The following is a 23822-nucleotide window of genomic DNA, read 5'->3' as shown; positions in this document are numbered from 1 at the left end:
CGATGAGGCGGTGGATCACCCTCGCGGTCGGGGTCGTGTTCGTGCTGGTCGGCGCCGTCTGGGTGCTGCAGGGCATCGGCGTGATCACCGGCAGCTTCATGACCGGCCAGAAGCTGTGGTTCCTGATCGGGCTCGTCGCGTTCCTGGTCGGCGTGGTCCTGGTCGCGGCGAACCTGACGCGGCGCAAACCTACTTCGTGAAGATCTCGAAGATCGGGTAGCCGGGCGCGATCTCGCGCAGCTTCTCGTCCGACGCCTTCGCGTCGACGCCGTCGAAGAACACGCCGACCTCGAACTTCCAGCGCTTGAGGTACGCGCGCAGGATGCCCGGCTTCTCGTCGTCGGCCAGCTCGCGGAAGGTGAACGCCTCGACGCGCTTCCCGACGCGAAGCGTGCCTTCGCCGGCAACGCGCAGGTTGCGCACCCACTGCGTCTCGCCACGCGGGGCGACGAGGTAGCGGACGCCGTCCACGGTCAGCAGGTTCACCGGCACCGACCGCGGCTCGCCGCTCTTGCGTCCGACGACGGTCAGCACCCGGCTGCCCCAGACGCTGAAGCCCATCCTGGTCAGCTTCGCGACGGCCTCGTTGAACGCGTTGGTCGACTTCTTCGGCTCGATGTAGCGGGCGGCGGTCATGGCGTCCTCCGGAAAGTTTGGAGAGCAGTGCTCTCGGTTAAGAGCAGTGAACACCCACGAGAGCACTGATGTCAAGAGCAGTGCTCTCGGTTTTGTGCAGCGCTCTCGTCGTGGCACACTGATCCGCATGACCGCGACCCGCACCGCGCGCGAACGAGCCCGCGCCGAGCTCACCCAGGAGATCAAGGACGAGGCCCGCCGCCAGCTCGCCGACGTCGGCGCGCACGGGCTTTCACTGCGCGCGGTGGCGCGCGAGCTGGGCATGGTGTCGTCCGCGCTCTACCGGTATTTCCCGAGCCGCGACCGGCTGCTGACCGACCTGATCGTCGACGCCTACAACGCCATCGGCGAAGCCGCCGAGAAGGCGGACCCAGGCACCGGCGACCCCCGCGACCGGTGGCTGGCGATCTGGCAGGGCACGCGCGACTGGGCCCGCGCCCACCCCCACGAGTACGCGCTCATCTACGGCTCGCCGATCCCCGGGTACGCGGCACCGCAGGACACCGTCGTGCCGGCATCCCGCGTCGCGCTCGCCCTGGTCAAGGTGCTCACGCAGACCGAGCTGCGGGCCGAGGGCGACGTCCCGCCCGAGCTGCGCGCCCAGGCCGAGACGCTCACGAAGGCCCTCGGGCTCGTCGCCGGCCCCGAGACCGTCGCCCGGCTGCTGATGGCGTGGACCCAGCTGTTCGGCGCGATCAGCTTCGACCTGTTCGGCCAGTACGTCGGCAGCGTCGACCCGGCCGACGCGTTCTTCGCCCATTCGGCGAAGCGGATGGCGGAGTTCGTCGGCCTCTAGGCTGTGGGCGGGAGTCCAACAGCGGAAGGCGGCGCGACGTGACGGGGTGGGCCGGGAAGGTCGGCAGGATCCGGGTGATCGGGACCGGGGTGATGGGCCGCGGGATCGTCCAGCTGGCCGCGACCGCGGGGGTGACCGTCGAGCTGGCCGACGTCCGGCGCGAGGCCGTCGCCGAAGCGATCGAGCACGTCGGCGCGATGGTGGACAAGCTGGCCGCGAAGGGCAAGCTCGACGACCCGGCGGCGGTGCGCGCCCGGCTCGTGCCGGTGGACGCGCCCGGCGCTCCCGCGGACGGCGTCGACCTCGTCGTCGAGGCCGTCCGGGAGGACCTGGCGACGAAGCGGGCCCTGTTCGCCGAGCTCGAGCGCGTCTGTCCACAGGAGACGATCTTCGCGACGAACACCAGTTCGCTGTCGGTCACCGAGATCGCCGCCGAGCTGGCCGACCCGGGACGCCTGATCGGCCTGCACTTCTTCAACCCGGTGCCGCTGATGCGCCTGGTCGAGGTGGTCCCGGGCACGCGCACGCACGACTGGCTGCCCGGCGAGGCGCTCGACCTGGTCCGGAGCTGGGGCCACGAACCGGTGCTGGCGAAGGACGCGCCGGGCTTCCTGGTCAACCACGCCGGCCGCGGCCTGAACACCGAGGCGCTGCAGATCCTCGCCGAGGCGCTGGCCGAGCCGGCCGACGTCGACCGCGTCGCGCGGGAAACGCTCGGCCTCAAGCTCGGGCCGTTCGAACTGCTCGACCTGACCGGGCTCGACGTCTCCCACGCCGTGCTGGAGAGCATCTGGAGCGGCTTCCACGGCGACCCGCGGCTGCGCCCGTCGTGGCTGACGCGTCCGCGGGTGGCCGCCGGGTTGTTCGGCCGCAAGAACGGCGAGGGCTTCTACACCTACGCCGACGGGAAGCAGCAGGTCACCGACGAGCCGGCCGCGCCGCCGAAGCCGTCGAGCCCGGTGTTCACGGCGGACGAGCACCTCGCCCGCGTGCTGTCGGCGGCCGGCGTGCAGGTGGTGTCGGACGCGTACCCGGACGCGGTCCTGCTCGTACCCCTCTACGGCGAGTCCACAGTGGACGCGGGAACGCGCGCCGGACTGCCACTGGCCCGCGTCGCCGGCGTCGACCCGTTGGGCGGCTACGAACGGCGCCTGACGATGTCCGTCCACCCGGGACTCGAACCGGCGGCGGGCCGCGCGGCGTGGGGCGCGCTGGCGGCGACGGGCAAGCCGGTGACGGTCGTCCGCGACGGCCCGGCCCCGATCGCCCAGCGCCTCCTGGCCTCGATCGTCAACACGGCGTGCTTCATCGCGGGCCAGCACCTGGCGACGCCGTCGGACATCGACACGGCGGTCCGGCTCGGCCTCGGCTACCCGCGCGGCCCGCTGGAGTGGGGCGACCTGGTGGGCGGCGACATCGTCCTGCGCATCCTGCGCGGCCTGGCGGCGACCACCGGAGACCCGCGGTACCGCCCGAGCCCGTGGCTCACCGAGCGGGTCGCGCTCGGACTGCCCCTCACGTCGGCCGGCACGAGCCCCGCCGACCTCCGGTCCTGAAAGGACAGCGGGCCGCCTCCGGAATCCCGGAGACGGCCCGCTTTCGTTCACTCAGAGGAAAATCCGTCACCAGGGACGGTCGACCGCTCCCGTCTGCGGCGTGTACGTGATGTAACCGCCCTGGAAGTCGCTGCGGTACACCGATCCCGTCACGTACTCGTCCGTCGTCGGGTAGCGCAGGTACGACCGCTCCCAGCCCAGCGCCGCCCAGCGCTTGCGGATCTCGCCCTTGATCACGTGCGCCCCGGTGGCGTTCGTGAAGTAGATCGAGTGACCGAGGCTGAAGTGGTTGAACCGGCCGACGCCGTCCGGCGTGCCGTCCTCGTCGTTCGTCGGGTAGCCGAGGCCGCGCTCGTACCCGAACGCCGCCCACTTCTTCCGGATCTCGCCGTAGATCGCGTGCGCACCCGTCGAGGGCGTGAAGTAGATCGAACCGACGTTGGTGCCCTTGATGAAGTGGTTGAACCGGCCGATGCCGTCGGGCGTCCCGTCTTCGTCGTTCGTCGGGTACCCGATGACCGCCCCGTAGCCGAGCGCCGCCCACTTCTTCCGGATCTCACCGTAGATCGCGTGCGCACCGGTGGCGGCGGTGTAGTAGATCGAGCCCACGTTGCCGCCGTTGGTGAAGTCGCTGAACTGCGCACCGTCCGAAGTGGACGCGGTGTCGGTCGTCGGCGGGCCGAGCTTGGTGAGCCCGCCCATGGCGACGTACTTGTCCAGCACCGGGCCGGTCAGGTACTTGGCCCCGGTCGCCGCGCTCCAGTACAGCCGGCCGTTCGCGTAGGCCCGGTAGTGGACCGTGCCGTCGGTGACCTCGGCCGCCGTCGGCGCCCCGAGCTTCGCCTGCAACGCCGGGTCGGCGTTGTAGCGCTGGTCGATCGGGGTCGCGTAGTTCGCCGTCAGCGTCATGTCGCTCGTGCCGACCGTGACGACCCACGTCGTGTCGGTGGGTCCGCCCTGCCAGCCGGTGAACTTCGAGACGCCGTCGGTGCCCAGCGGCGAAGCTTCGACGTCGAAGCTGGCGCCCTCGGTCACCAGCGCCGTGTTCACGCCGCCCTCGACCGGGATGCTCAGCGCCGCGGGCTGCGTGCTGAGCAGGGTGATCCGGTGCCGGCGCGGCACGGCGGTGTACGTCTTCGTCGTGACGACACCCGCGCTGTCGGTCACCGTCGCCGTGAACTCCATCCGGGAGTCCGGGTGCTCGGTGAACGGCGCCGAGAAGCTCGCTCCGGTACCGCCGGCACCGGGGTGCGAGTGGCACGTTGCCTCGCTCGGGCAGTGCCGCACCGCCGTGGTCCAGGTGATCGGCAGCGCGCCGTCCTCGGCGTCGGTCGCGGTGGCACTGAGCGCGACCTGCTGGTCGACCGCGAAGGTCGCGGTGTCGCCCGGCGTCGTGAGCGTGATCTCCGGCGTGTGGTTGCCCGGCGCGACCGCGATGGTGGTCGTGTCGGTGGCACCCAGCGGGTCCCGGACCGTCAGCTTCGCGGTGAACGCCTCGGTGCCCGCCGCGTAGGCGTGGGACACGGTCGGGCCGGCGTCGGCCGCGGTGGTCCCGTCGCCGAAGTCCCAGTCGTACTTCAGCGGGTCGTTGTCGTAGTCCACCGACGTCGAGCCGTCGAACGACACCGTGCGGGCGGCCGGGTCGGTGGCCGTCGTCGCCTTGGCGACCGGCGCGGTGTTGCCCGCCGAGTAGCTCAGCCGGCGCAGGCTGCCGCTGAGGATGTCGGCGTAGACGATGTCGCCGTTCGGCGCCGCCGCGAACTTCACCGGGCCGCCGATGCCGGTGAAGACCGGCGGGTTCTCCGGGGCCTGGGTGAGCTTGCCCTGGTCGTCGTAGCGCAGTGTCCAGATCTTGTTGGTGACGTAGTCGCCGAAGAAGTAGGACCCGCGGTAGGCGGCCGGGTAGCTGGATCCGTTGTAGACGATCCCGCCGGAGACGCTGTTGCCCTGCATGGTGCCGCTGCCGTGCTGGTACTCGTAGACCGGCGGCTGGTTCGCGACGCCGGCGCAACCCGCGAGGCCGGTGAAGCCCGGGGTCGGGTGGTTACCCTCCCAGCAGGGCCAGCCCTGGTTGGAGCCGCGCTGGACGACGTCGATCTCTTCCCAGGTGTTCCAGCCGACGTCACCGAGGACCGGCAGGCCGGAGTTCTGGTCGACGCTCATCCGGAACGGGTTGCGGAACCCGCGCGCGAAGACCTTGCTCGCGGTCGAGCCGGGGTTGGCCGCGTCGTAGTACGGGTTCGCGGGCACGCCCTTGCCGTCGGCGGTCAGGTGGAAGACCTTGCCGTACGGCTGGTTGATGTCCTGGGCCCGCAGCGAGCCGGGGTCGGCCTTCCGGAAGTCGCCGTTGTCGCCGATGGACAGCCAGATCGTCCCGTCGGCGGCGGCCACCACGCCGTTGATGCCGTGGACGTTGAAGATGCCCGGCACCTCGAACAGCGTTTGCTCGCCGGTCAGCCCGACCGGTGCGCCCGCCGCGTCCACGGTGACGGTGAACTTGGCCAGCCGCATGACGAAACCGCTGGTCTGGTTGATCGACCGCGTCAGGTAGATGGTGCGGGACGTCGCGTAGTCCGGCGCCACGGCCAGCCCCACGAGCCCGAGGTCCTCATCGGTCCGCACCGGCAGCGTCGCGATCGTCCGGCCGGCCGCCCCGTCGGCGGGCAGCCAGCGGACCGTGCCGCCCTTGCCGACGACGAACGTCGAGTTGTCCGGCAGGTACGCGAAGTCCGTGAGTGGCTGTTCCCCCAGCCCGGCGCTGGTGTCCCGCAGGACGAATCCCCCCGGCAGCGTCGTCGCCGCTGCCGCTTCCCCAGTGGACACGACCGGCAGTAGCGCGCCGGTCAGTACTGCCGCCACGAAGGCGTGGCGTAGTGCTCTGAGCTTTCCCAAGGCCATTTGGCCCCCCTTCCCAAGCGATCACTTATCGCCTGAGCAGGGGGGCCAGTTGCACTCCGCCGAGTGATTTTATCTGTTCGTGACCTACTGTCCGTGTTGGGCAGTGAGTGATTACGGGACAACCTGCACGACGTCACCGATGTGCAAAGTGTTGAAGAACTTCAGGGACGCGCTCGCCGAGAGGTGGATGCAGCCGTGCGAGTAGACCGACAGGCTGCCGGTGTGGAAGGCGTCGCCCGGGTAGAAGAACACCGAGTTCGGCATCGGCGCGTTGTCGAACTCCTTGGAGAGGTGCATCTTCTCCTTCGACAGCACGTGGAAGGTGCCGGTCGGAGTCGCGTAGCCCTTGCGGCCCGGCAGCATCGGGACCGGCCCGTAGACGACCTTGCCACCCTGCAGGATCCACGCCTTGTGCGCGGAGATGTCGACACAGGCGGCGGTGCCGGACGCGGCCGCCGCGGCGGCGCACGGGACGCCGGGATCGCTCGCCGGAGCGGCGGGCTTCGGCTTGGGCTTCGGCTTGGTGGTGGTCGGCGCCGGCTTGGTCTTGGACGTCGTCGGGGCCGGCGTCGGGGTGGCGCTGGTCGTCGTGGTGGGGGCCGCGGTGGTGCTCGACGTGGTGGTGGGCGTCCCGCCCCCGGTCCCGGCCGCGGCGACGGCCCCGCCGCCCGCGTTCGGCGTCGCCGCCCCACCCCCGGAGCAGGCGGTCAGCACGAACGCGGTGGCCAGTGCGGCCGCTCCCGCCAAAAGCCTCTTCACGATCCGTAACCCCCAGCTGTTCGATCATCGCTTGTGGACACCCGTAAAGACGACGTTCACCCGGTAGAGGTTCGTCCGGGAAGGTCACGATTCGGTCAGAACATCAACCCGTGGGTTGAGGCCAAGATCAACCCGGACCCGATCCGCGAGCCGACGAAACCCACGCCCGCCGCGGCGAAGCTGGCAGCACCGACAAGGAACCGAGGAGCCCCGACATGCCCAGCGCCGCGAACGTCCTGCTCTACGTGGCCATCGCCGCCTACGTCTTCTACCGGGTCGTCTACAAGCAGGTCCGCGGCACGCTGCTCAACCGCCGGACGCTGACCGTCATGCCGCTGGTCCTCGTCGCCGTCGGCGCGTACCTCGCCGCCAAGGACTTGCCTGGCGCGTCGGGCGCCGAACTGGGCCTGCTGGCCGCCGATCTCGTCGTCCTCGCCGGGCTCGGGGTGCTGCGCAGCACCACCACCACGCTCACCGAGCGTGACGGCACCACCTTTCAAAAGGGTTCGGCCGTCACCATCGGGTTGTGGGTGCTCACGATCGGCGTCCGGGTCGGGCTGGTCGCGCTCGGCACCGCGCTCGGGATCTCCGGGCCGCTGACCTCCGCGTCGATCGCCTTCACCCTCGGCGTCAGCATCGCCGTGCAGAACGCCACGACCTACTACCGCATCCAACGCCGTGGCCTGCCGCTCGCCGACCAGCGGCCCGCGGCGCTCAGCCGCTGACGCGCCCCAGCATCCGCGCGTACATCCGGCCCGGGCTGGGCACCGACGGCGGCACGAGGAACCCCGGCAACGGCGGCAGCGAGCCGACGAACGCGCCCAGCCGCTCGTACAGCACGGCCGCGCCCGGCGGCCGTGCTTCGGGGTCCTTCTCCAGCATCTCGGCGAGCAGCGCGTTGAGCGGCTTCGGCACCCCCGGCACCGGCGGCGGCAGCTCCTTGACCTGCCGCTCGAACACGGCGTACGCGGTCGGCCCGTCGAACAGCCGCCGCCCGGTGAGCATCTCGTGCAGCACGCAGCCCAGCGCGTAGAGGTCGCTGCGCGGTTCGGCGCCGCCGCGCTGGATCTGCTCGGGCGCCATGTACGACGGCGTCCCCAGCAGCTGCCCGGCCCGCGTGAACTGCGCCGCGTCCGCCTCGCGCAGCACCGCGAGCCCGAAGTCCATCACCTTGACCCCGCCGTCGGGCCCGAGCATCAGGTTGGACGGCTTGAGGTCCCGGTGGCAGACCGCGAGCGCGTGGGCGGCGGCGAGCACCGCGCACGCCTGCGCCGCGATCGCCGCGGCCCACGGCACCGGCAGCGGCCCGTGCTCGGCGAGCAGGTCGGCCACCGTCACGCCGTCGACGAACTGCATGACCTGGAACAACCGGTCGTCGTGCGTGCCGTAGTCGTACAGCGTCGGCACGCCGGGGTGGTCGAGCGTCGCCAGGATCCGCGCTTCGCGGGCGAAGCGGGCTTCGAGCTCTTCGTCGCGGCCCGGCAGCCTGAGCAGCTTGATCGCCACGCGCCGGCCCAGCCGGCGGTCGTGCCCGCCGTGCACCGCGCCCATCCCACCGCGGCCGAGCGGCAGCTCGTCGAGCTCGTAGCGGTCGGCGATCAGCATCCGTTTCCCTATCGGCGCGGCCTGAGCCGTCCTTCGACAAGTCCGGCAAAGCCTAGCCGGACCAGCTCCCGGCCCGTTTCCGCCGTCTGGCGCAGGACGGTGTCGAACTCGGCGAGGCGCCGGAAGACCTGCCCGTACTCGCGCTGGACGTCGATCGCCACCCGCGGGATCCGCACGCGCCTGCCGTCGATCCGCGTCGACGCCGACGCGGCGGGCAGGTCGGCCGCGCGCAGGCAGCCGGCCAGGAAGTCCGCGTCCAGCCGGTCCGGGTCGACGCGGTACACGGTGAGCCCGGCCCCGACCGGCGCCGGTGGTCCACTGTGGACGTACGCGATCCCGGTCACGGACGCGACGACGTTCCCCTCTTCGGCGACCGGGTGCTCGCCGTCGGTGCGAGCGGCGTGCTTGACCTCGACGACCCCGGCCTTGACCAGCTCGCCGATCGTCGTGAACGCGGGTTCGGTGTCGGCCGCTTCGAGCGGCGGCAGCCGCGGCGTCAGCTCGGCGAACCGGCCTTGCACGGCTTGGAAAGCGCGGCCGAGGTCCTCGTCGCGGCCGCGGCGCCGGGCCGGTGTCAAGTCGACGTCGTCGTCCAGCAGGTCGATGATCCGGACGCCGGATTCGGGACGCTCGCCGAACTCCCGCCACATCTCGTCCACTGTGGACAGATCGTCGCCCGCCTCGGCGAGCAGCACGGTCGACGGCGGACGCTGCCCCGGCACCGGCCGCCGCAGGAGCCAGAGGTCGGAGCCGGTCAGGGTGATCACCGCGCGGACCGCGCCCGCGCGCAGCAGGTTGCCGCGGATGCGCTTGCCGCTGCGCCGCCCGGCCGCCGCTCCCGGCATCAGGATCGCCACCGCCCCACCGGGTTCGACGTGCGCCAGGCAGTGCTGCACCCAGGCGAGCTCGGGCTCGCCGCGTGGCGGCAGGCCGTACTCCCAGCGCGCGTCGCCGACGAGCTCGTCGTGTCCCCAGGCCCGTTCGTTGAACGGCGGATCGCACAGCACGGCTTCGGCGGTCCGGCCGGCGAAGGCGTCCTCGCGCAGCGCGTCGACCGCGTGGACCTCGGCCTCGATGCCACGCAGGCGCAGCCGCAGCGTCGCGATCGAGGCCGTCATCGGGTCGCTGTCCTGGCCCAGCACGGTTTTCGCGCCGCTCGCCAGCCCGAGGGCGCCGAAGCCGCAGGCGGGGTCGAGGATCGTCGACACCGGACCGGCGAGCCGGGCCATCAGCTCGGCGACCGGTTCCGGCGTCGCGGACAGCCGCCGCGAATGCGCCTCGAAGTACCGGTGGCACAACAGCTCGAACGACTCGAGCGGGCCCGCCCGGTGCGTCATCTCGCTGAGCAGGGTGATCAGCTCGGGGTCGTCGAGCCTGCTGTCGAAGGTGTCGAGGATTCCGGCCTGGAAGGCGAAGAAGACGCCGGCGCGGCTCACGCGCTCGGCGAGGTCGAGGTCGTCGCCCAGCGCGCGCAGACGCTGCCACGCGCGTTCGCCGGCGGACAGCTCGAACTTCTTGCCGCGAGCGCGGAACCAGCCGGCGACGGCGGACAGGCCGAACAACGGGCTGGACGCCGTGCCGCCGACGGGCGCCGGGAAGTCCGGGTAGCGACGGCGCCAGTTGCTCACTGCGGCCCGGCCGACCCCGGCGAGCCGCGCGATGTCGGCCGCGCTGACCGTGGCGTCGTCGTCCATGGCGGGCACTCTATCGGAGAGTGCTCCATTCAGCCGAGTTGCTTGTGAACTCAGTCAACCAATGCTTTCATGGGTGGCATGACACACGATCGGTACGTCCTCCGGTACGCCGCGGGGTCGGACGTCGGCAGGCGCCGCAAGGTCAACGAGGACTCGCTGTACGCGAGTTCCCGCCTGCTCGCCGTCGCCGACGGCATCGGCGGCCAGCCGCACGGCGAAGTCGCCAGCGCGACCGCGGTCGACGTGCTGCGCGAGCTCGACGTCGACCTGCGGCGGATGGACCTGGCGGGCGTCGACCTCGCCGCGACGCTGACCGGCGTGGTCAAGTCGATCCACCAGCGGCTGGCGGAGGTCGCGTCCAACGAACCGGCGACCGAAGGCATGGGCACGACGCTGACGGCGCTGATGTTCGACGGCGCCGAGTTCGCGGCCGCCCACATCGGCGACTCCCGCGGCTACCTGTTGCGCAACGGCGACCTGCGCCGGCTGACCCGCGACCACACGCTGGTGCAGGCACTGGTCGAGGACGGCCGGGTCGCGGCCGAGGACGCGGCGACCCACCCGCGGCGTTCGCTGCTGATGAAAGCGTTGCAGACGACCGGGTCCGCCGACCCGGACATCTGGACGTTCAAGGCGAAGCCGGGCGACCGGTACCTGCTGTGTTCGGACGGCCTGAGCGGCCCGGTGACCGAAGCGACCCTGCGCGACGCCCTGGACTCCATCCCCGACCCGGCCGACGCGATCCCGGAGCTGATCCGCCTGGCCAACGAAGGCGGCGGCCCGGACAACATCACCTGCGTGGTGGCCGACGTCACGAGCTGACCCACGTGCGGGAGACGTCGGAGCCATCCGGTATCGTCTCCCGCGGAGGATTGGCCGAGCGGCCTAAGGCGCACGCTTGGAAAGCGTGTTGGGTTCACGCCCTCGCAGGTTCGAATCCTGTATCCTCCGCACGTTGAACGGACGAGACGCCGGGCCCCGCGCCCGGCGTTTCGTCGTTTCGAGGCCGCTGTCGCGCGAACCGCCTAGTGCCGTGCCGCCGGTCGGAGCAAGCTCTCCACCGGAAGGTGAAATGTCTTCGACAGACTGACGGACAAATTCGCGCGCCCACAGGGAGTTAGCCGATGGGGTGGGGCGCAGGCCGCTGCTCCAGTCGCGCTAGTCTTTCCGCGAACCGAGCCCAACGCTTCCAGAAAGGCCAGCAGTGGCACGAAAACCGCTCTGACCTGCGACAGCGCTGGCCAACGACGTTTCGCGTGCGGTCGTGCTGCCGGGCCACCCCCAGCACACACCGTGATCGGTCTGGCCCCGGACGTTCCCACGTCCGGGGCCTTGCTGATTTCGCGGTCACGATCACTCCGCACAATCAGATGATCACGCTCAGTCGTTGGATCTGTTTCAATAGAAGTCCCCCTCTCAACCACCCCGATTCCGAGGAGTATGAGGCCCGATGGCCGGAGTCGAAGAGATCCGCGCTGGCATCGCACTCGCCAACGAAAAGGCGTCCGCGAGCATCGCCGCCCTGCAACAGGCAGCGCAGTCTCTCGAAGAAGCGCAGCAGTCGCTGTCGCAGGCGACCCAAGGCAGCAGCCAGCACGAAGTGAGCCAGGCCCACGGTCTGCTCGCGGAAGCCCTGCAGGGCATCAACGGTCTGCAGAGCACCGTCCAAGCGAGCATTTCCTCCGCCGACTCCTACTCGGCGCGTCTCTAGCGGGATGACGCTAGCCGAACTCCACCAGCTGCTCACCGCTGTCGTCACCGGGCTCGCCGACGCGCGCGCCCACTCCGAACGGGCCACCAGCCTGCTCGGAGAAGCTCGACAGGCTCTCGTGGACGCCCAGGCCAAGGCCGATCCCTGGCTCCCTTCGCAGTACGCACAGGCCGGCGAGGGGCTGGACCAGCTCCTCGGCCGCCTGGCTTCCGCGGAGGATCTGGTGAGCGGATACCGGTCGCGTTTGTAATCCTTACAGGGACACCGTTTTTGGGGACGCCGATGGCCAACAGGGCAGCCGAACAACGCAACCGCGTCGAAACCGCGCTCGACCGGGTACGCCACCAGATCGGACTGGTGCTGGGCGCGGCCGCCGGCGCGCGCCAAGCCGCCGAGGCCGACCTCGCGAAACTCGAGCTGGAGCGGGACATCGTCCGCGTCGGCATGAACCACGCGACCACCGAACAGCAGAACGAATGGGCCAAACACCCCGCCGCGCACGAAGTGTTCGGTGCGCTCAGCAACGCGCGAAGCGCTTTCTACACCGACTGGAGCCAAGGTCCGTCGATCCTGCGCGAGCTGGTCGCGCAGAACGCGCCGGGCCCGGCCGGGCTGCCGCCGGGCGAGTGGCTCGGACGCGTCGGCCACAACGCGGGCATCACCTCGCCCGGCCTGTGGCGCGTCGGTTCCGCGACGGCCGCGGGCAGTGACGCCTCTCGCGTGTTCGACGTCGCCGTCCCGCTGCTCGACGAGTCGCACCTGGCGATCACGTCGGCGCCGAAGACGCGGCCCGTCATCGACGGCATCGTGCAGAACCTGCTGATCCGCGTGCTCTCGACGTTCGAACCGGGCGCGGTGCGCGTGCACCTGTGGGACATCGGGCAGCTGACCGCGATCCTGCCCGACCTCTACCCGCTGAGCCGCACGAGCGCGCTTTCGCTGTACGACCCGGGCCGCCTCGAGGACCTCCTCGACGAGCTGGCCGGGCACATCCGCCGCATCCACGCGACCGGCATGCAGGCCGGTTTCACGTCCTTGCGGGAGCTGCGGAAGAAGTCGGGCCAGCGGATCGAGCCGTTCCGCGTCGTCGTGCTGTACGGCAACGGCGAAACCCTCGAACCGGAACGCGCCCGCGACCTCAAGCGCGTCGCGAGCGGCGCGCTGGCCGCCGGGATCTGCCTGATCATGGTCGACGTGCCGACGGCGGTGAGTGCGCCGGTGGAGACGCTGAGCCTCGTCGACGACCGGCACGCGATCAGCAGCATGACCGGCACCGACCTGACCGTCGACCTCGACCCGCCGATGCCGTCGGGGCAGGTGATCCGCGCCGTCGACAAGATCGCCGAAGCGCTGATCGCCAAGCAGGGCGGGCCGCGGTCGTTCGACGACCTGCTGCCGGCCGAACTCGGCCACGAAAGCTCCGCGCGGGAACTGCGCGCGCCGGTCGGGTTCTACGAGGGCGAGCCGGTCGAGGTCGTCATCGGTGACGCCAGCCCGCACGCCCTGATCGGCGGACCGTCCGGTTCGGGCAAGACGAACTTCCTGTACGCGCTGCTCGGCAGTCTCGCGGCGCGCTACACCCCGGACGAGCTGGCGCTGTACCTGCTGGACTTCAAGGAAGGCGTCTCGTTCGCCGGGCTGGCGCCGGGGCGCAAGGACGCGAGCTGGCTGCCGCACGCGCGGCTCGTCGGCGTCAACGTCAACACCGACCGCGAATTCGGCCTGGCGCTGCTGCGGTTCCTGGCCGACGAGCTGCGTCGCCGGTCCGCGGCCGCGAAGGAGCACGAGGTCACCAACCTCGCCGACCTGCGCGAGGCGGACCCGGGCGGGCACTGGCCGCGGATCGTCGCGGTGATCGACGAGTTCCAGTACCTGTTCGCGGGCCGCGACCAGGTGACGGCGGCGGCGACCCAGCTGCTGGAGGACATCGCGCGGCGCGGCCGGTCGCAGGGCATCCACCTGGTGCTGGCCAGCCAGGACGTCGCCGGCATCGAAGCGTTCTGGGGCAAGCCCGCGGTGTTCGAGCAGTGCACGCTGCGCATCGCGATGCCGAAGGCACGGCGCGTGCTGGCGGAGACGAACAACGCGGCGGTGTCGGCGCCGAAGTGGCACGCGGTGATCAATCACGACTCCGGTGTGGCGCACGGCAACCAGCTGGCGCACATCCCGGACGCGAGCAGCAAGAACGTGTTCGTCCGGCTGCAGCACCGGCTGTGGGAGTCGTACGCGGGCTACTTCCCGCGTCCGCGCCTGTTCGACGGCGCGCATTCGCCGGTGCTGGAACAGTTCCCGGCGTACCTCGACCTCAAGACGAACTCGAAGCCGCGCGCGCTGCTCGGCCAGTCGATCGACGTGACCGAGACGGCGTGCGGAGTCGACCTGCCACGGGCGCCGGGCCGCAACGTCGCGGTGCTCGGGTCGGCGACGGCCGAGGCACTGTCCATCATGGACTCGGCGGCGCGGTCGCTGGCCAAGCAGTACGAACCCGGCGAGGTCGAGTTCGTGCTGAGCTGCCCGATCGAGGCGTGCGCGCCGGCCGCGCTGGAACTGACCGAGCGGCTGCGCCAAGACCACGCGGCAACGCTGGTCGACGACCTGACCGGCGTGCTGGAGTCGATGACCGGCGGGATGGCGGGCGGCGCGAAGATCCTGCTCCTGTACGGCGTGGACGCGGCGTTGCCGACGTTGGAGGCGAAGGCCGTCGGCCAGCTGAAGAGTGGCCTGGACCACCTGCGCGTGGTGCTGAAACAGGGGCCGGCCCACGGCATCCACACGATCGGCTGGTGGCGCAGCATCGCCCGGCTGAAGGACACGCTGGGTTTCGCCGGCACCGACGACATCGGCACGTGGGCAGCGCTCGACGTCCAGGGCAACGAGCTGGCGCCGTTCGCGGCGGGCCAGGTGGTGCACTGGTCCCCGCGCCCGGGCCGCGCGTTGTTCTTCGACCGCACGACCCACGGCGCCCCCGAAGTGATCATCCCGTTCCAGCGCCCGGAGAACGTCCAATGACCGACGACGGCGCCACCGCGGCCATGCGGTACAAGGAAATCATCGCGCTGTCCCGCGGCTCGGCGGAGAACCTGCGCGAATGGGAGCTGTCCCGCGCGGAGGGTTTGGAAGCGGAGATAGAGGCGGCCCAGGCAGCGATCGAGGCGGCGGCCGACCGCGAGACACAGGCAGCCGCGCGAGCGACGCGCTGGTGGAAGATGGCGCTGCACAACATCCAGGGCTTGCTGTGGTTGGACCCGGGCGACGAGCCCCGCCCGGTGGCAACGGCGCGTCCGGCGTACTTGGACCGGTACCTCGAAGAGGTCAAGCCGAGTTATCAGGAGCTGGTGCAGGCGGTCCTCGCGTTGGGCTGGCGCGCCAAGCGGGCGGCGTCGAAGCGGGGAGAGCAGCCGCCGGCCTAGACGTCGTAGACGGTGTCGTAGGGCTCATCTTCGTCGGCGGGGATCGGCTTGCGTCGCGATGGCGGCGTGGCAGCGGGCCCGGCTTTGCGGATGGCGGCCGTGATGATCTGGCTGAGCGTGCCGGCGTCGAGTCGCATGGCGTCGGGTGCGAGCCGCACTTCGTTGACCCGACCATCGGGCCCGGTGAGCACGGTGACGGGCCCGCTCTCGGCGATTTCGTCGAGGCGACGCTGGTTTTCGGCCTTGCGGTCTTCGATCTGCTTGAGCTGCCAGCGCATTTCTTCGATCAGTTGTGCGTTGCTCATGGCCTCTCCTGGTGTCGCATGAACGCGTAGACCCGATCGCTCTTCTGGACGGTGTAGCCCCGGCTGTGCGCGACGACCATCAGCTCGGGAAGGCTCATCGGCTCGAACACGATCGGCAGTTCCAAGTCGGGACGGCCGTCCAGCATGTGCGCGATGTAGGCCGCACGGGGGTGGCCCGTGAACGCCGTCTGCGGCGCGCCGAGCACGAACTCGTAGCGCGACGCCGCCGGGTTCGGGGTCAAGGCGTAGCCACGGGCCTGCGCCATGCTCAGCAGGTCGGGCACGCTCAGCGGACACTCGGCGTACGAGATGCAGGCGAACGGACGGCCGTCGAGCAGCTGCGCGATCGATGCGATGCCGGCTCGCCGGTTCTTCTCGAGCCTGCCCCTCACGAAGAGAAACACCCCGGCGGCCGTCAGCCCGACCACGACGAAAGACCCGACTATCAGGTAGAGCTCGGTGCGGCTCCCCCGGAACTGGCTGCCGGCGATGATCAGATCGCCCGTGCTGATCACGCCGCTTCCCCGCTGCGAAGACTCCAAGCCACCCTCGCCGTCGCTTCCGCGACCGCCGGCCAGGCATCCTCGGACTCCGCGACCACGGAGAGGATCACCACGGACCGGCCGTCGGACAGGGGGATCTGGTACTCCGCCTTGATCTGCGTGCGCACGTCGTCCTCGGGCAGGTGGAATTCGCCTCCGCTGAACGCCACGACCGCCGGACCGATCGGCAGGCGGATAGGCCGCACCACCGCGAGCTTGTGCCGGCTCCGGTACTGCTCGGCCATCGCTGCCACCAAGGCATCGCGGTTCTCGGGTGAGGTCTCCGGCCACTGCGCGACACCGAGCGTCAGGGTGGCGACGTCACCCTTGCGGCGGCCGACCGCGAACTTGCCGAACACGCGGATGCCGTTGGCCTGCATGGTGGGCACCAGGGCCATCAGATAGCTGCCGAACTCCTCGACGGACGTCCCGGCACCGGCCGCCACGTTCTCAGCGACCATCCAGGCGTGGCCCCGGTTCAACCTGTCGTCGCTGCCCACCGGCATGCCGGCGAAACCGGGCGGTAGATCGATCTGCAGCGGCATCAGTTCCACACCTCGTCTTCCGCCCGCTCGCGCCGACGCTCCGGCGCGTTGTCGGCCTGCGCCCCGGCGTCCGCGGCGTTCAAGGCCGCGACGCCCGCCCACGAAAACGCCATTCCGGCTTCTTGCGCGGTGCTCTTCGGTATCCAGTAGTTCTTGAAGTCGCCGATCGGCCCTTCGAACTGCTTGCCCACGGCGTCGGCGGCGAGTTCTCCGCCGACTTGTTCCGCCACCAATCCGTATCCCGCGACGGTCATCGCCTTCGCCGCGGAATCCGGCACCATCGGAATCACCCCCACGAGCGACGTGACCGCGCCGAGTGCGTCGAACGTGAGGGTTTCGGGCGCCACGTCGGCACCCGCGAGTTTCGCCGTCGCGTGACCCTCCAACGCCGCGATCCCGAGACCGGTGGCTATCCCGCTCAGGACCATGCCGGCCGGATCGGGGACCGCGTCGCTGACAACGCCGAGTCCGTTCCCCAGGTCACCCACCACGTCCGAGAGCTTGGAGATCACTTCGGCGTGGTCCTGGACGAAGTCCCATGCCTGGTCCACCGAATTGGCGAGGGTGTTCGACAAGTCGGCAAGTGCCCCGCCGACAGCGTCACCCAGCTTGTCGAGGAGGTCCGGCTCGTCTGGCGCCAGTTCCTTCGCCTTTCGCAGCGCCGCCGCGACCCGGCCGGCGGCCTCCGTGTGCTCCTGTTGAAGCTGCTTCGCCGCGTCTTGGACGTTCTGGCAGCCGTCGATCGCGGTCTGGAGCTTCTGGCCGGCGTTGTCCAGCAGGCGCTGGGCGATCTGCAACGACTGCTGATCCGGGAACGTCCGGTTCGCCAGCGCCAGGTCCGGGTTCGCCCGCGCCGCTTCGGCCGCCTTCGCTGCCGCTTCCGCTCGGGCCTCCAGCTCCGACGCCCGTTTCTGCAGGTCACCGAGATCGCGAGCCCACGATTCGAGCGCGTCGGCGGCTTCGCCCATCGAACGTGCGGCGCCTTCGAGGTACTGCGGCAGCGGGCCGATCCGCCGGGCGAACGCCTCGCTCGCCTCGCCCTGCCAGATGCCCTGCTTGCGGACGATCTGGCGAAGCGCGTCGTCGGCCTCGGTGAGGTCGGTGCTCACCGCGCGGTACTTGCCGGCCAGGTCGGTGATGCCGTCGAGATCGCCGGGCGCCGGGTCGAAGCCCAGGGCCGGGAAGTCGCGGACGCTCATCGGCCGAGGCCGTTCAGGAGATCGGTGATGCCGCCGGTCGCGCCGCCGCCGACCATGCCTTCGTCGCGTTCGGCCTGGTCGTTGATGCCCGGCACGCCGCCGGTGACACCGCCGCCCACCTTGCCGTCGTCATCCGGCACGTCACCGATCGGACCGTCGCCCGCCGGCTGCCCGACCGTCGGGTACGTCCCCCGCGTCCCGCCGGTCTTCCCGTCTTCGGCGGGATCGTCGCCCAGCACCGCCGAGCCGAACTTCGTCAGCCCTTCGCCGAACTCCGCCTCGATCTGCTCGTACTTCCCCTTGGCCAGCCTCAGCCGCTCAGTGACCTCCGAAGCCGCGTCGCCGAGCCGCCCGATCCCGTAGCCCCAGGCATCCTCGAACTCGATACCCGCCTTGCCCAGGTCGGCACTCCCCAGGGAGCCGAACGCCCCTCCGCCGCCGAGCTTCTTGTTCGCGTCGGCCATCCGGCCCGCCGCCGTGTCGAGGTCGCCGATGAGCTTGCCCAGTTCGTCGACCTTCACCGCGTACCCGTTCACGCCACCCCTCCCTGTGGTCCGTCACCAGTAAAGACGGCCGCGCACGCTCCGCGGTTTCACAGTCACCCAAAGGAGTGGACCAGAAAAAGGCCGCCACCGGGCCAGAGCCCGATGGCGGCCTTAGACAACGAGGCTTACGGGAAGTACTTGCCCAGCACCTGCTCCAGGTAGTCGAGCAGATCGTTGAGCCCGTCCGCGATCGCGTTGCCCGTGCTCGGCCGGAACCGGATCACCTGCGGGTCGTGGTCGCTGGCCTGGTCGGCGAACTCCGCGTTGATGTGGACGACGTCGTAGTCCACCCCGCGCGGCGCCTTCGACGCCAGGATGTGGTCCAGCACCTGCGACTGGCCCTCGAACACGTAGCTGTACCGCTCCGCTTCCGGCACCGTCGCGATCAGGTCCTTCAGCGCGCCACCCGCGGTGAGCGTCTGGACCGCCGGCGAGAACGGGTAGTCGTTCAGGTCACCGGCCACCACGATGTTCGCGTTGCGGTCGGACGCCAGCAGCGAATCCACGAACCCGCGCAGCACCGTGGCCTGCTTCTGCCGCTGCACCTCGGAACTGCGGACCGGCGGCTGGAAGCGGCCGTGCGTGGGCTGGTCGCCGCCCTTGGAGTTGAAGTGGTTGGCGATGACGAACACCGTGCGGCCCTTGAAGACGAACTCGCCGGCCAGCGGCTTGCGGCTCGCCGTCCACGCTTCGTTCGTCGGGTCGACGCGGCCCGGCGACGCCGTCAGGTGCGTCTTCCCGTGGTCGCGGACGACGCCGACCGCCGAGGTCGGCGTCCCACCCGGACGGTCCACAAAGGACACGCGCGCCGGGTTGAACAGGAACGCCACGCGGATGTTGCCGCCCGGCTGGCCGCCGTCCTGGTCGTTGACCGGGTCGATCGAGCGCCACTGGTAACGCGGGCCGCCCTTGGCGACGATCGCGTCGGTGAACTTCTGCAGCGTCTGGTCCGCCGCGGTCGTTCCGTCGTCGGTCGCGCCCGTGTTGTCCTGGATCTCTTCCAGGTTCACGATGTCCGGCGTCGCGAGGTGCGTCACGATCGCCTCGCCGAGCCGGTCGTACTTCGCCTGCGGGTCACCGGGCGCCAGGTTCTCGACGTTGTACGTCGCGACGGCCAGCTCGCCGGACCGCTGCTTGCGCGTGGTCTCGGCCTGCAGCCCATTGTCCTTTTCGGTCCCCAGCACGCTGGCGAACAGCGTGTAGCCACCGAAGTTGTTGTACTCGACCGGGCCCGACGTGGTGCCGGTCAGCACATCGCCGACGTTGAGCTGCGGGAACGGCCGCTGGTCGAACGGGATCAGCGACGAAACCTTCATGACGCCGCTGTTGAGCTGGTCGTATCCCAAGTAGACACTGCCGCCGCGGACCGACTCGTGCTGGTCCGGCTTGGACGTCACGTACAGCTCGTTGAACGAGTTCGACGGGCCGACGACCCGGGCGTCGGTGACCGAAACGATCTCGCTCTCGTGCGACTCCCAGAAGTCCAGCGCGTACTTGGTGGGCTCCAGCGCGAGCGGCTCGATGTTCCCGCCGGGCGACGGCGCGTACGTCGTCGGCACGGTGTCCGGGTTGAGCACGGTCGGCGCGGGCAGCGCGTTGCCGTGCGAGCCGACCGTCCACTGTGCACTGCTCAGCTCGGTCAGCGACTGGTAGTTCGACGTCGCCGGCGCGTCCGGGTAGAACTCGCGGACGGTGCCGGTCGCGGTCACCGCGTCGCCGACCGCGACGGCCGGGCTGGTCGAGCCGGTGAACACGAACAGGCCCTCGCTGGTGCGCGGGTCGCTGTCCGGGTTCGGGTCCGTCAGCCAGAAGCCGCGCACGGAGCCGAAATTCCGGGTCGCCGTCACGACGCCGGTGACGTCGCTGACCTTCTTGTCCTTGAACGGCGAAATGCGCGTGGTGCCCTGGATTTCGTGGATCTTCGCCGGGGTTCCCGGGTCGCCGGGGGTGCCGCCGCCGGTCGTCTCGCCCTTGGTGTTCGTCGGGGTCGGGTCGCCGACGGCGAAGTCCGCCGCGTTGTCGTCGGTGTCGGCCAGCGCCGCGGCGCGCGCGACGGACGTCGTGTTGGACGGCGCGGCCGTCGGGGCGCCTTCGCGCACGGTCGCCGTGCCGAAGCCGACGAGGTCCTTGATCCGCGCGTCGGCAGCGCAGTCCGCGGCGGTCTTGCAGGTCAGCGCGGTGGTGCCGGAGACGAGGGCGATCGTGCCCGCGGTCGCGGACATCGCGATCGCGCCGGTCGCGTCCGGAGCGGGCAGCGCGACCGTGCCGCCGCTGCCCTTGCCCTCGGCGACGAGGTACCGCCCGCCGGGCGCGACGCTGCCGGTCAGCTGCGTCACCTGCCACGTGCTGGACGCGCTCGGCGAACCGGGCAGGTACTGGACGCTGAACCCGTCGACGCTCGCGGCCGCAGTACCGTGGTTGGCGAGCTCGACGAAGTCGTTGGTCAACGTGGCGCCGGAGTTGCCGCCACCGCCGTAGACCTCGGCGATGACCGCGTCGGCGCTCGGCGCGGCGAGCGCGGCCGGTGCGGCCACGCCGCCGAGTACGAGGCCGGACGCGACGGCCGCGGTGAGCGCGGCCTTGCCTCTGTGGGTCTTGGTCACCCTGAGTCCCCTTTGTGCTTGAACAGTCGTGGCATAGTCCCCCGGGCAAGTGAGGAGGAGGAAGACAAAGATGCAACGATTCGTAACAACTACTTTCGTCGTCACTCGTTCGGCAGAGCAGGTTTCGTGATCACGCTGGTACTCGGCGGAGACGTCAACGTTCAGGGGCGCGTGACGCCGTCCACGGCGTTCGAGCGACTGGAACCGCTGCTCAAGGGCGCCGATGTCCGGTTCGCGAACCTCGAGGGTCCCCTCGACGCGGTGATGGCCGAAGCGCTGACGTCGGCGGGCATCGACGTCGTCTCGTGCGCCAACGACCTCGCCGTGCCGGCGACGCTGCCGGTCCTCGACCACGCCGGGATCGCGCACTGCGGCGCCGGCGCGAACCTCGACGCCGCGCACGCACCCGCCGTGATCGAACGAGCCGGGGAGAAGGTCGCTTTCCTCGCGTACACGTCTCTTCGCCCCTATGGCGCGCATCTGGACTTTCCCGGCGTCGCGCAAGCGTTTGCCACCACGGCGTACCAGCCCGATCCGCGCGTCGCGGAGATTCCGGGCCGGCCGCCGCTGGTGCGCACGACACCGGTGCCCGAGCACCTGGACCGGATCGTCGCCGACGTCAAGCAGGCCAAGGCGGCCCACGACCACGTCGTCGTCTCGATGCACTGGGGTCTGCCGGGCCCCGAACTCGCCGAGTACCAGGTGACCTACGGCCGCGCGGTGATCGACGCCGGCGCCGACCTGGTCGCGGGACACGGGCCGCACACGATCCAGGCCGTCGAGGTCTACCGCGGCCGCCCGATCCTCTACAGCCTCGGCAACCTCGTGTTCGACTGGCCGGCGATGCGCGGTCGCCACGTCGACGGGCTGCTGGCCGGCTGCATGTTCGGCGACGAACCGCGGCTCGAGCTGATCCCGGTGCGCCGCAACGCCGACAACGAGTGCGTACCGCTCGCCGGGGACGAAGCGGGCAAGGTGCTGCAGTACGTCGCGGATCTTTCGGCTCGGCGCTCGACGACCGTCACCATCAGGGATGGAATCGCCTCGGTTGTCGTTGGTGCGTAACCGAATGCGCGCGGGCTGTGACAGGTTCTGGCGCCGGTGTCACCCATCCGGCGCATCTGCCTTAAATGCTCCCTAAGACCGGGAACAACCCGCGTGAAGCGGCGGTACGGTCTGCGTGAGCCGCCGGAAAAGTGGCACAGACCACTCCTCGACAGCTCTCGACCAGCACGAACACGTGGGGGAGGGAGAACCATCATGTGGGGGCTGATTGTTCTCAGTTGCGTGTTCGTGCTGGTTCTGGGGATAGCCGCGGTCGTGGACCTCCGGGACCACGACCGCGGCGAACACCGGGTCTAGCGCACGGCCTGCTTCGCCTTGTAGCGGCCGAAAAGCGTGCGCGCGCCGGCGAGCGCGACCCGCCCGGCGCCCTTCGCGCTCGCGGCCAGCACCGTCGTCCAGTCGAAGTAGTCGCGCCACAGCACGATCCGGCCGGCTTCGACCTCGAACGTGCCGCACACCCAGAACTCCGCTTCCCACGCGCCGCGGCGCAGCACGTCGGTGCGTTCAGTGAGCACGACGTTGCCGTCCGCGGCGATGTGGTGGGTCCGCGCCTCGAAGCCGGAGCCGTACTTGGCCATGAGACGCAGCTGCTTTTCGACCGCGGCGACGCCGCGAGCGGGCGGCAACGGCACGTTCTGGTACACGATGTCGCTCGCCGCGAACGTCAGCGCGCGGTCTACGTCGAGGTCTTCAAGGGCTTTGAGGAAACCGGTCACCACTGCCTGGGGTTCATCGGTCATGTCCCCAGGCTAAGGGTCAGAACGGCCGGTCGCCCGCGATGGCGACGCGCTCCGCGATCCGGACGTGCGGGTGGTAGTCGTTGACCGCGTAGTGCTGCGTCGCGCGGTTGTCCCAGAACGCCACCGAGTTGGACCGCCAGCTGAACCGGACCTGGAACTCCGGCGTGTGGGCCTGCAGGAACAGGTACCGCAGCAGCCGGTCGCTCTCGTCGCGGTCCATGCCGACGATGTGCGTGGTGAACGCCTGGTTGACGAACAGCGTGCGCCGCCCGGTCTCCGGGTGCGTCCGGACCACCGGGTGCTCGACCGGCGGGAACTGCTCCTGCCACCGCGCGAGGAGCGCGGGATCGGAGAACCGGTCGAAGCCGGGGAGGTAGTCGTGGACGGCGGTGAGCCCGTCGATGCGGGTGCGGACGTCCTCGGGCAGGTTGTCGTAGGCGGCGGCCATGTCGGCCCACATCGTGTCGCCGCCGACGGGCGGCACCTCGATCAGCCGCAGCACCGAGCCGAGGGCCGGGTTGGGCCGCCAGGTGACGTCGACGTGCCAGATGTTCTCGTAACCGGGCATGGCGGCGGTGCGCTCGAAGCGCGTGACGGCGTCGTCGTCGCCCTTCGGGATGAACGGGTTGGTCTCCAGCTCGCCCCAGTTCGCGGCGAACGCGCGCTGCTGCGCCGACGTGATGTCCTGGTCGCGGAAGAAGAGCACTTTCCACTCGCGCAGGGCGCGGTTGAGCTCTTCGCGCAGCTCGGGGGTGAGCGGTTCGCGGAGGTCGACGCCGTCGACCTCCGCGCCGATCACGCGGCCGAGCGGGCGGATCCGGAAGAGTTCGTAGGTGCTCTGAGGTTCGCGCAGGACGCGCGGGCCTTCGACGATGCCGTCGGCGGGCGTGCGGGCCTCGCGCAGCTGAATCCGGGCAGGGACGTCTACGGACATGGTTGTGCTCCAGGGGTTTTCGGGAGGGTTCGGACGCCGGGCGCGCGTCAGGCAGGGGGCGAGCCCAGGCGGCCGCGGCGCAGCAGGAGCTCCACGACGCCTTCTCCGATCGACCGCTCGAAGGCCCGGATCGGTGCGCTTTCCGAGGTGGCGGGCATGCGTTCATGGTCGCGTTCTTCCCGAGTCGCGGTCAAGACGTCCACTTGGTGGAACGCTGTTCAACGCCGCAGGTCACCGCGATGCGGACGGCCCGGGAGGCATGAGGCAAGATCTTCCACG

The 23822-nt window shown here is 70.4% G+C and carries 24 protein-coding genes and 1 tRNA gene; 11 read left to right on the top strand and 14 right to left on the bottom strand.

The window, feature by feature from the left end; all coding sequences use genetic code 11:
- The first annotated feature begins 2 nt into the window (after positions 1-2).
- Positions 3-200: a hypothetical protein gene (locus ACIQWX_RS08010; protein ID WP_400867149.1), complete on the top strand. Its 198-nt coding sequence runs from the start codon at positions 3-5 to the stop codon at positions 198-200.
- Here ACIQWX_RS08010 and ACIQWX_RS08005 read toward each other — a convergent pair.
- Positions 190-636, bottom strand: a complete 447-nt coding sequence (locus tag ACIQWX_RS08005; RefSeq protein ID WP_400867147.1) for a nitroreductase family deazaflavin-dependent oxidoreductase — start codon at positions 634-636, stop codon at positions 190-192. The genes ACIQWX_RS08010 and ACIQWX_RS08005 overlap by 11 nt on opposite strands.
- A 127-nt stretch (positions 637-763) precedes the next feature.
- On the opposite strand from ACIQWX_RS08005, the gene ACIQWX_RS08000 reads away from it, so the two are divergent.
- Both ACIQWX_RS08000 and ACIQWX_RS07995 read left to right on the top strand, forming a co-directional pair.
- On the top strand, positions 764-1432 hold the full coding sequence (locus ACIQWX_RS08000; RefSeq protein ID WP_400867144.1) for a TetR/AcrR family transcriptional regulator: 669 nt from the start codon (positions 764-766) through the stop codon (positions 1430-1432).
- Positions 1433-1470: 38 nt separating this feature from the next.
- A complete protein-coding gene (locus ACIQWX_RS07995; protein WP_400867142.1) occupies positions 1471-2988 on the top strand; it encodes a 3-hydroxyacyl-CoA dehydrogenase in 1518 nt (505 codons plus the stop codon).
- A gap of 66 nt (positions 2989-3054) precedes the next feature.
- Here the strand turns inward: ACIQWX_RS07995 and ACIQWX_RS07990 are convergent, their stop codons facing one another.
- Both ACIQWX_RS07990 and ACIQWX_RS07985 read right to left on the bottom strand, forming a co-directional pair.
- Entirely contained in the window at positions 3055-5886 is a 2832-nt protein-coding gene (locus tag ACIQWX_RS07990) for a PQQ-dependent sugar dehydrogenase (RefSeq protein ID WP_400867140.1), read from the bottom strand.
- A 111-nt stretch (positions 5887-5997) separates the two neighbouring features.
- On the bottom strand, positions 5998-6645 hold the full coding sequence (locus ACIQWX_RS07985; RefSeq protein WP_400867138.1) for a L,D-transpeptidase: 648 nt from the start codon (positions 6643-6645) through the stop codon (positions 5998-6000).
- A 215-nt stretch (positions 6646-6860) separates the two neighbouring features.
- Between ACIQWX_RS07985 and ACIQWX_RS07980 the strand changes: the two genes are divergently transcribed.
- Positions 6861-7370: a hypothetical protein gene (locus tag ACIQWX_RS07980; protein WP_400867136.1), complete on the top strand. Its 510-nt coding sequence runs from the start codon at positions 6861-6863 to the stop codon at positions 7368-7370.
- Here the strand turns inward: ACIQWX_RS07980 and ACIQWX_RS07975 are convergent.
- Both ACIQWX_RS07975 and ACIQWX_RS07970 read right to left on the bottom strand, forming a co-directional pair.
- Complete coding sequence (locus ACIQWX_RS07975) at positions 7360-8250, bottom strand: serine/threonine-protein kinase (protein WP_400867134.1); 891 nt, start codon at positions 8248-8250, stop codon at positions 7360-7362. The two genes, ACIQWX_RS07980 and ACIQWX_RS07975, sit on opposite strands and share 11 nt — an antisense overlap.
- A gap of 8 nt (positions 8251-8258) precedes the next feature.
- Positions 8259-9944, bottom strand: a complete 1686-nt coding sequence (locus tag ACIQWX_RS07970; protein WP_400867132.1) for a class I SAM-dependent DNA methyltransferase — start codon at positions 9942-9944, stop codon at positions 8259-8261.
- A gap of 78 nt (positions 9945-10022) precedes the next feature.
- Between ACIQWX_RS07970 and ACIQWX_RS07965 the strand changes: the two genes are divergently transcribed.
- The 6 genes from ACIQWX_RS07965 (at position 10023) to ACIQWX_RS07940 (ending at position 15065) form a co-directional block, all read left to right on the top strand.
- Positions 10023-10766: a PP2C family protein-serine/threonine phosphatase gene (locus tag ACIQWX_RS07965; RefSeq protein ID WP_400867130.1), complete on the top strand. Its 744-nt coding sequence runs from the start codon at positions 10023-10025 to the stop codon at positions 10764-10766.
- Between the two features lie 44 nt (positions 10767-10810).
- Positions 10811-10895, top strand: a tRNA-Ser gene (locus ACIQWX_RS07960).
- 499 nt (positions 10896-11394) lie between these two features.
- A complete protein-coding gene (locus tag ACIQWX_RS07955) occupies positions 11395-11655 on the top strand; it encodes a hypothetical protein (protein ID WP_086677306.1) in 261 nt (86 codons plus the stop codon).
- 4 nt (positions 11656-11659) lie between these two features.
- Positions 11660-11905, top strand: a complete 246-nt coding sequence (locus ACIQWX_RS07950; protein ID WP_086677304.1) for a hypothetical protein — start codon at positions 11660-11662, stop codon at positions 11903-11905.
- A gap of 32 nt (positions 11906-11937) precedes the next feature.
- A complete protein-coding gene (locus ACIQWX_RS07945) occupies positions 11938-14664 on the top strand; it encodes an FtsK/SpoIIIE domain-containing protein (protein ID WP_400867127.1) in 2727 nt (908 codons plus the stop codon).
- Positions 14661-15065, top strand: coding sequence for a hypothetical protein (locus ACIQWX_RS07940; protein ID WP_400867125.1), 405 nt, complete (start codon positions 14661-14663; stop codon positions 15063-15065). Before ACIQWX_RS07945 ends, ACIQWX_RS07940 begins: the two co-directional genes overlap by 4 nt.
- On the opposite strand, the gene ACIQWX_RS07935 is transcribed toward ACIQWX_RS07940, so the two are convergent.
- From ACIQWX_RS07935 to ACIQWX_RS07910, 6 genes are all read right to left on the bottom strand, one after another.
- Entirely contained in the window at positions 15062-15370 is a 309-nt protein-coding gene (locus tag ACIQWX_RS07935) for a YbaB/EbfC family DNA-binding protein (protein WP_400867123.1), read from the bottom strand. The genes ACIQWX_RS07940 and ACIQWX_RS07935 overlap by 4 nt on opposite strands.
- On the bottom strand, positions 15367-15885 hold the full coding sequence (locus tag ACIQWX_RS07930; protein WP_400867121.1) for a hypothetical protein: 519 nt from the start codon (positions 15883-15885) through the stop codon (positions 15367-15369). The genes ACIQWX_RS07935 and ACIQWX_RS07930 overlap by 4 nt, the downstream gene beginning before the upstream one ends.
- Positions 15882-16457: a hypothetical protein gene (locus tag ACIQWX_RS07925; RefSeq protein WP_400867119.1), complete on the bottom strand. Its 576-nt coding sequence runs from the start codon at positions 16455-16457 to the stop codon at positions 15882-15884. Before ACIQWX_RS07925 ends, ACIQWX_RS07930 begins: the two co-directional genes overlap by 4 nt.
- Complete coding sequence (locus ACIQWX_RS07920; protein ID WP_400867117.1) at positions 16457-17656, bottom strand: putative T7SS-secreted protein; 1200 nt, start codon at positions 17654-17656, stop codon at positions 16457-16459. Before ACIQWX_RS07920 ends, ACIQWX_RS07925 begins: the two co-directional genes overlap by 1 nt.
- Positions 17653-18192: a hypothetical protein gene (locus ACIQWX_RS07915; RefSeq protein WP_400867115.1), complete on the bottom strand. Its 540-nt coding sequence runs from the start codon at positions 18190-18192 to the stop codon at positions 17653-17655. The genes ACIQWX_RS07920 and ACIQWX_RS07915 overlap by 4 nt, the downstream gene beginning before the upstream one ends.
- Before the next feature lie 134 nt (positions 18193-18326).
- Entirely contained in the window at positions 18327-20804 is a 2478-nt protein-coding gene (locus tag ACIQWX_RS07910; protein WP_400867113.1) for an endonuclease/exonuclease/phosphatase family protein, read from the bottom strand.
- A 126-nt stretch (positions 20805-20930) separates the two neighbouring features.
- On the opposite strand from ACIQWX_RS07910, the gene ACIQWX_RS07905 reads away from it, so the two are divergent.
- The gene (locus ACIQWX_RS07905) at positions 20931-21869 is read left to right on the top strand and encodes a CapA family protein (protein WP_400867111.1); all 939 of its coding nucleotides are present in this window, start codon (positions 20931-20933) and stop codon (positions 21867-21869) included.
- Between the two features lie 293 nt (positions 21870-22162).
- On the opposite strand, the gene ACIQWX_RS07900 is transcribed toward ACIQWX_RS07905, so the two are convergent.
- From ACIQWX_RS07900 to ACIQWX_RS07890, 3 genes are read right to left on the bottom strand one after another with little or no spacing between them, the layout of a single operon-like run.
- On the bottom strand, positions 22163-22609 hold the full coding sequence (locus ACIQWX_RS07900) for a limonene-1,2-epoxide hydrolase family protein (protein WP_400867109.1): 447 nt from the start codon (positions 22607-22609) through the stop codon (positions 22163-22165).
- Between the two features lie 16 nt (positions 22610-22625).
- Complete coding sequence (locus ACIQWX_RS07895; protein WP_400867107.1) at positions 22626-23543, bottom strand: TauD/TfdA dioxygenase family protein; 918 nt, start codon at positions 23541-23543, stop codon at positions 22626-22628.
- 47 nt (positions 23544-23590) lie between these two features.
- Positions 23591-23746 carry a hypothetical protein gene (locus ACIQWX_RS07890; protein ID WP_400867105.1) on the bottom strand — a complete coding sequence of 52 codons (156 nt, stop codon included), beginning with the start codon at positions 23744-23746 and terminating at the stop codon, positions 23591-23593.
- Between the last annotated feature and the right edge of the window lie 76 nt (positions 23747-23822).

This window comes from Amycolatopsis sp. NPDC098790, assembly GCF_044759945.1.
Taxonomy (GTDB): domain Bacteria; phylum Actinomycetota; class Actinomycetes; order Mycobacteriales; family Pseudonocardiaceae; genus Amycolatopsis.
The sequence above is the reverse complement of the archived record's forward strand: the minus strand, read 5'-3'. Positions and strand labels throughout refer to the sequence as shown.

Bases quoted from the DNA above. Each gene is read 5' to 3' on its own strand.
- ACIQWX_RS07920 (WP_400867117.1), bottom strand. From the start codon at position 17,656: ATGAGCGTCCGCGACTTCCCGGCCCTGGGCTTCGACCCGGCGCCCGGC.
- ACIQWX_RS07945 (WP_400867127.1), top strand. From the start codon at position 11,938: ATGGCCAACAGGGCAGCCGAACAACGCAACCGCGTCGAAACCGCGCTC.
- ACIQWX_RS07980 (WP_400867136.1), top strand. From the start codon at position 6,861: ATGCCCAGCGCCGCGAACGTCCTGCTCTACGTGGCCATCGCCGCCTAC.
- ACIQWX_RS08010 (WP_400867149.1), top strand. From the start codon at position 3: ATGAGGCGGTGGATCACCCTCGCGGTCGGGGTCGTGTTCGTGCTGGTC.
- ACIQWX_RS07950 (WP_086677304.1), top strand. From the start codon at position 11,660: ATGACGCTAGCCGAACTCCACCAGCTGCTCACCGCTGTCGTCACCGGG.
- ACIQWX_RS07990 (WP_400867140.1), bottom strand. From the start codon at position 5,886: ATGGCCTTGGGAAAGCTCAGAGCACTACGCCACGCCTTCGTGGCGGCA.
- ACIQWX_RS07970 (WP_400867132.1), bottom strand. From the start codon at position 9,944: ATGGACGACGACGCCACGGTCAGCGCGGCCGACATCGCGCGGCTCGCC.
- ACIQWX_RS07955 (WP_086677306.1), top strand. From the start codon at position 11,395: ATGGCCGGAGTCGAAGAGATCCGCGCTGGCATCGCACTCGCCAACGAA.
- ACIQWX_RS07975 (WP_400867134.1), bottom strand. From the start codon at position 8,250: ATGCTGATCGCCGACCGCTACGAGCTCGACGAGCTGCCGCTCGGCCGC.
- ACIQWX_RS07895 (WP_400867107.1), bottom strand. From the start codon at position 23,543: ATGTCCGTAGACGTCCCTGCCCGGATTCAGCTGCGCGAGGCCCGCACG.
- ACIQWX_RS07935 (WP_400867123.1), bottom strand. From the start codon at position 15,370: ATGAGCAACGCACAACTGATCGAAGAAATGCGCTGGCAGCTCAAGCAG.
- ACIQWX_RS07965 (WP_400867130.1), top strand. From the start codon at position 10,023: ATGACACACGATCGGTACGTCCTCCGGTACGCCGCGGGGTCGGACGTC.
- ACIQWX_RS08005 (WP_400867147.1), bottom strand. From the start codon at position 636: ATGACCGCCGCCCGCTACATCGAGCCGAAGAAGTCGACCAACGCGTTC.
- ACIQWX_RS07940 (WP_400867125.1), top strand. From the start codon at position 14,661: ATGACCGACGACGGCGCCACCGCGGCCATGCGGTACAAGGAAATCATC.
- ACIQWX_RS08000 (WP_400867144.1), top strand. From the start codon at position 764: ATGACCGCGACCCGCACCGCGCGCGAACGAGCCCGCGCCGAGCTCACC.
- ACIQWX_RS07900 (WP_400867109.1), bottom strand. From the start codon at position 22,609: ATGACCGATGAACCCCAGGCAGTGGTGACCGGTTTCCTCAAAGCCCTT.
- ACIQWX_RS07925 (WP_400867119.1), bottom strand. From the start codon at position 16,457: ATGCCGCTGCAGATCGATCTACCGCCCGGTTTCGCCGGCATGCCGGTG.